Source organism: Streptomyces sp. NRRL WC-3549 (genome assembly GCF_000721935.1).
In the GTDB taxonomy this organism is placed as follows: Bacteria; Actinomycetota; Actinomycetes; order Streptomycetales; family Streptomycetaceae; genus Streptomyces.
On record NZ_KL585406.1, the window covers coordinates 25600 to 35495 of the forward strand.

The 9896-nt window shown below is 73.1% G+C and carries 7 protein-coding genes and 1 pseudogene; 5 read left to right on the forward strand and 3 right to left on the reverse strand.

Features of this window, described 5'->3' with window-relative positions; all coding sequences use genetic code 11:
• The 3 genes from IH13_RS0118730 to IH13_RS0118740 form a co-directional block, all read left to right on the forward strand.
• Positions 1 to 640: SDR family oxidoreductase (locus tag IH13_RS0118730; protein WP_031085909.1), on the forward strand; the 640-nt coding region annotated here is incomplete at its 5' end.
• Positions 641 to 783: 143 nt separating this feature from the next.
• A complete protein-coding gene (locus IH13_RS0118735) occupies positions 784 to 1248 on the forward strand; it encodes a lamin tail domain-containing protein (RefSeq protein WP_031085910.1) in 465 nt (154 codons plus the stop codon).
• A gap of 260 nt (positions 1249 to 1508) precedes the next feature.
• Positions 1509 to 2411, forward strand: a complete 903-nt coding sequence (locus IH13_RS0118740) for a glycosyltransferase family 2 protein (protein ID WP_031085912.1) — start codon at positions 1509 to 1511, stop codon at positions 2409 to 2411.
• Between the two features lie 32 nt (positions 2412 to 2443).
• On the opposite strand, the gene IH13_RS0118745 is transcribed toward IH13_RS0118740, so the two are convergent.
• The 3 genes from IH13_RS0118745 to IH13_RS0118755 form a co-directional block, all read right to left on the reverse strand.
• Complete coding sequence (locus IH13_RS0118745; RefSeq protein ID WP_031085913.1) at positions 2444 to 4333, reverse strand: serine/threonine-protein kinase; 1890 nt, start codon at positions 4331 to 4333, stop codon at positions 2444 to 2446.
• 221 nt (positions 4334 to 4554) lie between these two features.
• On the reverse strand, positions 4555 to 5043 hold the full coding sequence (locus IH13_RS0118750; protein WP_037841745.1) for a GNAT family N-acetyltransferase: 489 nt from the start codon (positions 5041 to 5043) through the stop codon (positions 4555 to 4557).
• A gap of 784 nt (positions 5044 to 5827) precedes the next feature.
• Positions 5828 to 7159, reverse strand: coding sequence for a COG1470 family protein (locus tag IH13_RS0118755; RefSeq protein ID WP_031085918.1), 1332 nt, complete (start codon positions 7157 to 7159; stop codon positions 5828 to 5830).
• 200 nt (positions 7160 to 7359) lie between these two features.
• Between IH13_RS0118755 and IH13_RS0118760 the strand changes: the two genes are divergently transcribed.
• Both IH13_RS0118760 and IH13_RS0118765 read left to right on the forward strand, forming a co-directional pair.
• Entirely contained in the window at positions 7360 to 8070 is a 711-nt protein-coding gene (locus tag IH13_RS0118760) for a response regulator transcription factor (RefSeq protein ID WP_031085920.1), read from the forward strand.
• Between the two features lie 264 nt (positions 8071 to 8334).
• A pseudogene (locus tag IH13_RS0118765) lies at positions 8335 to 9896 on the forward strand (PD40 domain-containing protein); the annotation flags it as partial.

Genomic DNA, 9896 nt, shown 5'->3' on the forward strand with positions numbered 1-9896 from the left:
CGCGCCCCTGGAGGAGACCGCCGCGGCGGCCGGCGGGGGCGACGCGCTGTGCGTCCCGACGGACGTGACGGACCCGCGCGCGGTGGCGGACCTCTTCGGCACCGTGCGCGACCGCTTCGGGCGGCTGGACCTGCTGTTCAACAACGCCGGTTCCTTCGGGCCGCGTTCCGCCCCGGTCGAGGAGCTGGCCTACGAGGACTGGCGCGGTGTGGTCGACGTCAATCTGACGGGGTCGTTCCTGTGCGCGCAGGCGGCGTTCCGGCTGATGAAGGGGCAGGACCCGCAGGGCGGCCGGATCATCAACAACGGCTCGGTCTCCGCGCACGCGCCGCGCCCCCACTCGATCGCGTACACGGCGACGAAGCACGCCGTCACCGGGCTGACGAAGTCGCTGTCGCTGGACGGGCGGCCGTACCGGATCGCCTGCGGGCAGATCGACGTCGGCAACGCGGCCACCGACATGACGGAGCGGATGCGGACCGGGACCCTCCAGGCGGACGGGAGGACGGCCGTCGAGCCGGTGATGGACGCGGCCGACGTGGCGCGGACGGTGCTGCACATGGCCGAGTTGCCGCTGGAGGCCAATGTGCAGTTCGCGACGGTGATGGCGACGACGATGCCGTACGTCGGCCGGGGCTGAACCGTTCACCTTCCCGCCCATACCTGACCGAACTGCGGCGGAAGCTGACCGAGTTCGGTCGTTTTTCCTGCGACGCCCGGACCCGGGCCCGGCGCCCGTATGCTACTGGCCTTCACCGGATGCACACAGAAGGACCACCTCGCATGCGCATATCCGTCGCCTCGCCCGCCGTGGCCGCCGCCGCCCTCGCCCTGGCCGGCTCGCTGCTCACCGCCGCCCCGGCGTCCGCCGCCTCCCACCAGGGCGGTCTGCACCTCGGGAAGATCCAGTACGACAGCCCGGGCAAGGACACCCGCTCCAACGCCTCGCTGAACGCCGAGTACGTGGACATCCACAACAACGGCAAGAAGAAGCTCCAGCTCAAGGGCTACAAGCTCAAGGACAACACCGGGTACACGTACACCTTCCCCAGCTACACGGTCGCCGCGGGCAAGACCGTCCGGGTTCACACCGGCAAGGGCAGGAACGGCGGGGCCCACGTGTACTGGAACCGGGGCTCGTACGTCTGGAACAACACCGGTGACAAGGCGAGGCTGATCAAGCCCTCCGGCGCGCTCCTGGACTCCTGCTCCTGGAAGAAGGGCAAGGGCGTCACCTCCTGCCACTGACCGCTCCCGCCCCCGCCGTGCGGTGACGCCCGGCGGGGGCGGCACGAGCCCCCTCCCGTCCGACCGGACACGGCCGGTGCGCGGCCGGCAGCGGGGCGGGGACGAACGGCGGGACGTGCCGACGCGCTCCCGGCCGAACGACGAGCGGCCCGCGGACGGCCGGGCGGCCACCGCCCGATGAACGGCGAGGCGTTACGATCGCGGGCACCGCGGCCCCCGCCGCCGAGCAGCCCCCAGCCCCAGCCCCCAGGAGCCGAGTCTTGTCCGCACCACGTATCGGCGTCTCCGTCGTCACCATGGGCGACCGCCCGCAGCAGGTCGAGGCGCTGCTGGCGTCGGTGGCCATGCAGGACGTACGGCCCGACCGGGTCGTCGTGGTGGGCAACGGGACCCGGCTGCCCGACTACAGCGCCTTCCCGGGCCTGACGGACCTGGCGGGCGGCGTCACCACCATCGAGCTCGACGAGAACCTCGGCTGCCCCGGCGGCCGCAACGAGGCCCTGGCCAGACTCGCCGAACTGGGCGACGTGGACGTGGTGGTCGAGCTGGACGACGACGGCCTCCTGGTCGACGCGTCGGTGTTCCGCACGGTCCAGGAGCTGTACGCGGCCGATCCGCGCCTGGGCATCGTGGGCTTCCGCATCGCCGACGAACGCGGGGAGACCCAGCGCCGCCACGTGCCGCGGCTGCGGGCCGGCGACCCGATGCGCCGCGGCCCGGTCACCGCGTTCCTGGGCGGCGGCCACGCGCTGTCCATGAAGATGCTCGCCGAGACGGGGCCGTGGCCCGCCGAGTTCTTCTTCACCCACGAGGAGACGGACCTGTCCTGGCGGGCACTGGACGCCGGCTGGAAGATCCTCTACGAACCCGGCCTGCTGCTCCAGCACCCCAAGACGTCCCCGGCCCGGCACGCCGTCTACTACCGGATGACGGCCCGCAACCGCGTCTGGCTGGCCCGCCGCAACCTGCCCCTCCCGCTGGTCCCGGCCTACCTCGGCACGTGGGTCCTGCTCACCGTCGCCCGTACCCGCTCGGCCCCCGGTCTGCGCGCCTGGGCGTCGGGCTTCGCGGAGGGGTTCCGCACGCCCTGCGGCGTACGCAGCCCGATGCGCTGGCGGACGGTGTGGCGGATGACCCGACTGGGCCGCCCGCCGGTCATCTGACGCCCCGCCAGGCACACGGGGGGGCGGCCGGTTCAGCAGTGCGTCGGTCGCGGCCCGTCCTCCCTGGGCTGCTTCATTATCGGCTTGAGGTGCCTGTCGTAGATCTCGGCCCACGTCGAGGTCTTCCCGCCCGAGGTGTCCACGATCTTCGACAGGGCCGCACAGACCTCGGTGTGCAGGCCCGTCCGGCCCGCGTTGGTCGCGACACCGTAGCCCTCCGCGCCGCCGAGACTCTCCAGAGCCTTCGTCTTCTCGCGGTACTTGTCGGCGAGCCCGGCGACGATGACGTCGTCCGTGGCCACCGCGTAGACGCGGGTCGCGGGGTCCAGCAGCGCCTTGACGCAGTCCTCGAAGCCGGAGCGCAGGACCTGCTGGCCGGCCAGCCGCTGGGTCTTGATCCAGGACTCGTAGACCGATTTCCTGGCGGTGCAGACCTCGGCGCGGGGGTCGCCCTGCAGATCGCTCAGGTCGTTGTAGGGACGGTTCTTGCGCACCAGCAGCCCCCTGAGGGCCTCGTAGTAGGGCCCGGCGAAGGTGACCTCGTCGTCCCTCTCCCGTTCCTCGCTGATGCTGTAGCTGGCCAGCACCAGGTCGGCCCGGCCGGTCCGGAGGTAGTCGGCGCGGTTCCCGGAGTTCACACTGACGAACTGCACCTGGGCGTCGTCGAAGCCCAGCTCCCGGGCGATGGCCTTGGCGAGATCGACCTCGAAGCCCTTGTACGTGTCCCCGGACTTCACGCTCAGGCCGGGCTGGTCCTTCTTGACACCGATCCGCAGCACGTCATGGGTGTCGCTGTACCGGGGCTCCGCCCGGCCGGCGTCCGGCGCGGCCCCCTTGTCCGACCCGCCCGCCTGGGTGCCGGTGCCGCCCTGCTGCCCCCAGGCGAACCAGGCCGCGCCCGCGAGCAGCGCCGTGCAGAGGACGGCCGCCGGCACCTTCCACCGGTCCCGGCCCCGGCGTCCGCCGCCGGACGGCTCGGGGCGGGCGGCGCCGGCCGGCGGTTCGCGCCGGGCGGCCCCCGCCGTCTTCGGGGCGGCCGGAGGATCGAGCGCGGCGAAGTCCCGGGTGACGGCCTGGAGCATCCGCTCGGCCTCGGCGGCGTCCGGGCGCTGCGCGGGGTCCTTCTGCAGCAGGGCGTCGATCAGCGCGGCGAGGGGCCCGGCGTACTTCATGGGCGGCGCCGGGGACTCGCGTACGGCGATGAGGACTTCGTAGCTGGTGGTCCCGTCGAAGGGGCGTCTGCCCTCGACCATCTCGTAGAGGGTGACGCCGAGCGCCCACAGGTCGGAGGCGGCCGTCGCGGGGTGCGGGTGCTCGGGGGTGCGGCTGAGGAGCTCGGGCGCGAGGTACTGCGGCGTCCCGATGATCTCGTGCGTCCGGGTCACCTGGGCGGCGCCCTCGAAGGTGGCGATCCCGAAGTCCATGAGGAGCGCGCGGCCGTCGGGGCGGAAGAGGATGTTGTGCGGCTTCACGTCCCGGTGCAGGACGCCCGCCTCGTGCACGGCGGTCAGTCCGCGCAGCACCTGGAGCCCTATGCGGGCCGCGTGCGGTACGGACAGTGGCTGCTGCTCGCGCAGGAGGTCGGCCAGGGAGCGGGAGTTGAGCAGCTCCATGACGATCCAGACCTGGTTGCCGTCCTCGATCACGTCGTGCACGGCGACCACGTTCTGATGCCCGATCCGGGCGATGGCCTGCGCCTCACGGCGGGCCCGGTTCACCCACTGCGCCTGGGCGCCGGGGGTGACGGCGCCGGGGTGGAGCAGCCCCTTGACGGCCACCTTCCGGTCCAGACTCGTATCGAGGGCCTCCCAGACCACCCCCATCCCACCGCGTCCCAGCTGGCTCAACAGCCGGTAGCGCCCCGCGATCACCGTGTCCGGGCCGTGGCCCGAGCCCTGGCCGGTCATGCCCTCGCTGTGCATCCAACCCCCCGTGTGCCGTTGTGGTGAAAAACAATAGACGCTCGGTCACCGCGCCGTCCCTCTCCCGGGGAGGGTGCCGCGGGCGGATTCCGGGCAGCCGTCGCGGGCGGTTCGGGCGGTGCCCCGGGCCGCCCCATGGCCGGCGCGGCCCGCGGCCCCCGGCGCCGGTGTGCGGTCCGCACGGTTCCGTACGGTTACCGCCCGGCGCTCAGGGCGTGCGGTCAGCCGCCGGCCGTCCAGCGGTAGAGGACGTCCGGCTCGCCTTCCTCGTTGCGGCTGCCGTCGTCGTACGCCTCGGCGGTGAACCCGTGCCGTTCGTAGAAGGCGCGGGCGGCGGTGTTGCGCTGGAAGGTGTACAGGCTCAACTCGCCCTGGGACGCCGCCTTGACCCGGTCCAGCAGCCGCGTCCCGATGCCGCGCCGCAGCGCGTCGGGCCGCAGGTAGAGCTGGTCGAGGGCGTCGCCGTCCAGGGCCGCGAAGCCGAGGATCTCCCCCGCCGGGCCCTCGGCCACCCACACCCGGCTGCCGGGCAGGACGACATGGGTGATCCACGCGAGTGTGTCCTCGTCGCTGTGCACCCGGGGCAGATACGGCAGGGCGGCGGCCCGCGAGGCCAGGAAGAGGCGGGTCACCTCCTCCGCGTCCCCCGCCGCGGCGGCCCGGAGCCGGACCGCCGTCCCGGACTGCTGTGCGGGCAGCTCCCGTGTCATCCCGTCGTCCCCCTCACCCGTGAATGCCCAGCTATACCAGGGACTTCGGACAGCGGCACCGGAGTTCCGGGCCCGCCGGACTCCTCGGACGCCCGGCCGCCCCGGGTCCTCCGTCCTGCGGGGCGGCGGTCACCGGTACGCGGGTCGGGAGGCGTTCCGGCCGCCGGGGCGGGACGCGCGGGCGGCCCCGGAAAGGTCCCGGCAACCGGACCGGGCGTGTTTCCGGGTGGCCGGCGCCACAGATTCCGCAGCCCGTCCCACATACCGGGATTCCGCGCAGTATTGTTACGGGCACGTTTCGGCAAGGGCCGCCCGGCCCCGGCAGAAAGCCGTTCAGCCCTAATTCACGTGCGCTTCAGGTCCGTCCGGTAAAGGCCACAGCCGGGGCACGGACGGGCCGCCGACGGCAGTGGACCGCATCGGTTCCAGCCGCCGGCGCGACATCCGGGCGTCATTTATCGGCCAGAATGCGCGCGAGGCTTCGCATCGGGGTGGAACCGCGGAGCCCCGGCCCCCCTCCGGCCCCGCCGGGGTACCCGGACGCACCCTCCCGTAGCCCCTGTGACCTGGAGTGATGCCGGTTCCCCCGGCGCCGCCGAACCGTCACCGCCCCACCACCACTCCCCCTCGCCGGAATCCCCGGCGACCGGCGAGCACCGGTTACGTGATTCCGGCCACAGAATTACCCGCCCCGGGATAATCACTTTCCGGACAGCCCGGGAATTCCGCGCTTCTCATCAGGCTCGGGAGGAATGAAGCTGTCGGGGCCGGCTGTCACTTGTTGCTACGGTTCGAGATCGCGCAGCACACCGCTGACATTGAGCACCTGGTGGCACCGGGACGCCTGTTTCCCGGAGGCGGGGGTGCCGGGCTTCTCGCAGGTCACGGAGACGGTGACGGTCGCTTTCTGAGGAATCTGGATGGGGGTCACCCAGTGGTAGTCCTGGTTGCGGAAGGTCTCCAGCGCGATCGTGGTGATCTTCCGCTCCCCGAAGGAGATGGTCACCACTCCCTCGTCGCCCTGGAAGTTCGCCACCACGATGTCGGTGACGCCGAATTCCTTTCCGGCCGGGACGCGATAGGTCCCCGTCTCCTCGGCTCCGCCCGCCGTCTGTACGTCGATCGTCGCCGAGCTCTGCTGTCCGCCTCCGCCGCCTGCGCCCGTGCCGCTGCCCGATCCGGAGCCCGTACCCGTCCCGGAGCCCGCGGCGCCGGTCCCGGTCTCGCCGCCGCCCGCGCCCTGGGCGTCCGGCGCCCCACCGGTGCCCGGCGTCTGGGCGCCCTGCTGCTGGGTGCCCCGGGCCACCTGCTTCTCGGCGGCCTGGGTGCCCGCCTCCTCGGCGGTGCTGCGCACCGCGGGCCTCACCAGGGCGAACCAGGCGACCAGCAGGGCCAGCAGCGCGGCGAGCACGATCAGCAGCCACTTCGGGAACACCGGCAGCTGGAGGAACTCGCCCTGCAGCGACTCCTTCCGCCCGGGCTGCTCCGCCTCGGCGGGGTCCTCCCCGGCCGCGGCCGCCTCGGCCGCCTCGGCCTCGAAGGGCCAGGTCGCCGGCGCACCGAACCAGATCGGCTTACGGGTCCGCACCCGCAGGCGTACGTCGGCGGACTCGCCGGGTTCGAGGCTCCGGGTGTCGGGGGCGAAGGCGAACTTCAGGTCCTCGCCCGCCTGCCGGGCCGCGAAGGCGACGTCCACGGGGGTGTTCCCCCGGTTCTGCACCGCGGTGCGGTACCGGGCGCCGAGCCAGCCGCGCCGGCGCCTCGGGCTCAGCTCCGCGCGCAGTTCCCGGAACGCCTCGACGGTCACGGTGGTTTCGGGCACCACCACCCGCTCGGGGTGCTCGGCCGGCAGGACGCGTACGCCCAGGGGCGTCTGTCCGGCCCGGACCTCGTGCGAGCGCGGCGGGGCCAGCCGGATCGTCACCTGCTCCGAGGTACCCGGGTACAGCGAGACGCGTGCCGGTTCGACGGTGCTCCACGCGGCACAGTCGCCGACCACCTCCAGTGCGTAGGCCTCGACGATGTCGCTGTCGTTGCGCACGGTCAGGGTCGTCGTCGCCTCGCCGCCGGGCGACACCGTCACCTCGGGAATTGCGAGTTCGGCAGATGTGGTCACGATCCGACGCTAGGTCACCGCACCGCCCGTCCAGCAGAGACGGGAGGGCAACGACCGGGCACGGGCGCTGCCCCCAGGGCACGCTCCCACGCTGCCCCGGCCTTCCCCGTCGGCCCCCGGGGGCCGTGAGGGCCCACGCATCCGGACCGCACACCCCAGGCGCAGTGAACGAGAAATCGGAAGAATACGGACAGTGAGCGATGATATTCACGCAGACGACACATGAACCGAGGGTTCCCCGGCAACACACCGGACCGGGCGGACCGGCCACCGACACCCCCACCACCCCGGAACGCGTCTCCGTGGCCGTGTACGCGGAGGACCCGGTCCTGCACACCGGCGTCGTCCAGCAGCTGCGCCAGCGCCCGGAGATCGAGCTGCTCGCGGACGCCGACGCGGACCGGGCCCGGGCCTCGCTGGTCGTGGTGGACCGGGTGGACGAACCCACGGTGCAGCTGCTGCACCGGCTGCAGCGCAACACCTCGACCCGCACCGGGCTGGTCGTCGGCCTGTTCGAGGCGGGCTCGCTGCAGACGATGATCGAGTGCGGGGTGGCCGCGGTCTTACGGCGCTCCGAGGCCGACCGGGACGGGCTCGTCCGACTCGTGACCGCCATGGCGAAGGGGGAGGGCGTCCTGCCGGGCGACCTGCTCGGCAAGCTCCTCGACCACGTCAGCAGGGTGCAGCGCACGGTGCTCGACCCCCGGGGGCTGACCCTCTCCACCCTGACGACCCGTGAGGCGGACATGCTCAGGCTGGTGTCGGAGGGCTTCGACACCGCGGAGATCGCCCAGAAGACGTCCTACTCGGAGCGGACCGTGAAGAACGTGCTGCACGAGGTGGCGACACGTCTGCAACTGCGCAACCGGGCCCATGCCGTCGGGTACGCCATGCGGCACGGGCTCATCTGACCGGACGGGCCCCACCACCCCGCAGACGACGGACGGGACGGCGGGACGGCACGGCCCGGTGACCGGGCCCGCCGGGCCGCCGCGGCGCCCCGGCATGACGGCGCGGCGCAACGGCGCGGCGGGACGGCACCGCGCGATGGCCGGAAAGGGCAAGCCCGCTTCCCCCGCCCCGGGTACTTGCGGCCTGTACCTCCCCGTGCGGGAGGGCGACCCTTGTGGGTGGAGAGCCATGAGGCCTGCCCCGATCCGACTGTGAGGTGACCCGTGACCGGCACCGTTGGCCCGGCTGCCCGGTACGCCCGTCTGGGCGCACTGACCGGCGCCGTAGTGCTGTTGGCCCCGCTGCTGATGACGGGATCCGCCCCCGCACCGCTCGGTGCCTCACCGGCCGCCGCGGCCGAGGCGGACGACGGCACGGCCACCGATGCCGGGCGGATCACCTTCGCCGGCACCGGACACCTCACCCTGGGCGTGGTACCGGACTCGAACGAGCAGGCCAGCACCCCGCTCTTCGACACCAGCCCCGCGCACTTCGACCAGCAGCCCTCGGCCCGGGGCGGTCTGCTGGTCTTCACGAGCCTGCGCGACGCCGCCTACCCCCAGGTGTACCTGCGCGACACGGACGGTTCCGTACGCAAGCTGACCACCGGACTCGACGCCGAGCACCCCGAACTCTCGCCGGACGGGAGCACGGTGGTCTTCGACGCGGTGGCCGCCGACGAGGCCGGGACGGACGCGCCACGGGACCTGTGGACGGTCGGCGTCGACGGGTCCGGTCCGCACCGGCTCACCGTCACGGCCGCCGACGAGGTCTCGCCCACGTTCTCCCCGGACGGCTCCCGGCTCGCCTACTCCAGCGACGCCGACCCGGCGCGCGGACGGCAGATCTACGAGCGGGCCCTGTCCGGCGGCCCGGAGCGCCGGATCAGTGACACCCCGGCCGGCGACGCGACCGAGCCCGCGTGGAACCCGGTGGGCGACGGCGACCACCGCGACCTCGTCGCCTTCGTCCTGGAGACGCCCACGGACACCGAGCCGGAGGTGCGGCCCCATCTGTGGGTGACGGACGGCAGGGGCGGTGACCGCCCCCTGCTGGAGGACGACCCCGGCGAGCCGGGCAACCAGGCCGACTGGAGCACGAAGTCCCCTTCCTGGCTGCCCAACGGCGAGGAGGTGCTCTTCCTCAGCCCCGACCAGAACTGCACCTGCGACCCCTACGACAACGTCTACCGGTTCACGCCCGGACCCGCCGCGGACCAGGGCCTGAAGCGGATCCTGGGCGAGAACCGCGCGGTCGGCTCGCCGACCTGGCTGGGCCCTCAGGACGGCGGGTCCGCGGTGGTCGCCCGCACGAGCGCACCGTCGTCGCACGACGCGACGCTGCAGGACGTCCGGGTGGACGGTTCGGACCCGCGGGACCTGGGGGTCTCCGTCCTCCAGGAGGACCCGGAGGCGCTGGAGGACGCGAGCCGGCTGTTCGACCCGCACGAGGGGTACGACCCCTGGCACGAGCGGCAGACCTACACCCCGGACGGCCGGCAGATCGTGGTGACCCGGTTCGAGGCCGAGCAGGGCGCGCGGGTCGCCCGCATCTGGCTGACCGACGCGGACGGTTCGGCCCCCGCCCGGCTGCGGCTGGACGGACGCGCCCCTCTCGACTGGGACATCGACCCCGCCTTCTCCCCGGACGGCACGCGGATCGCCTTCACCCGTGTCTCCCACACCGGCCCCGAGGACAAGTCCGGTACCAGCCGCGTCCTGGTGGCGGACGCCTCCACCGGGGCGATCCTCGACGAGGTCGAGACGCCCGCCGGGGAAACGGCGGG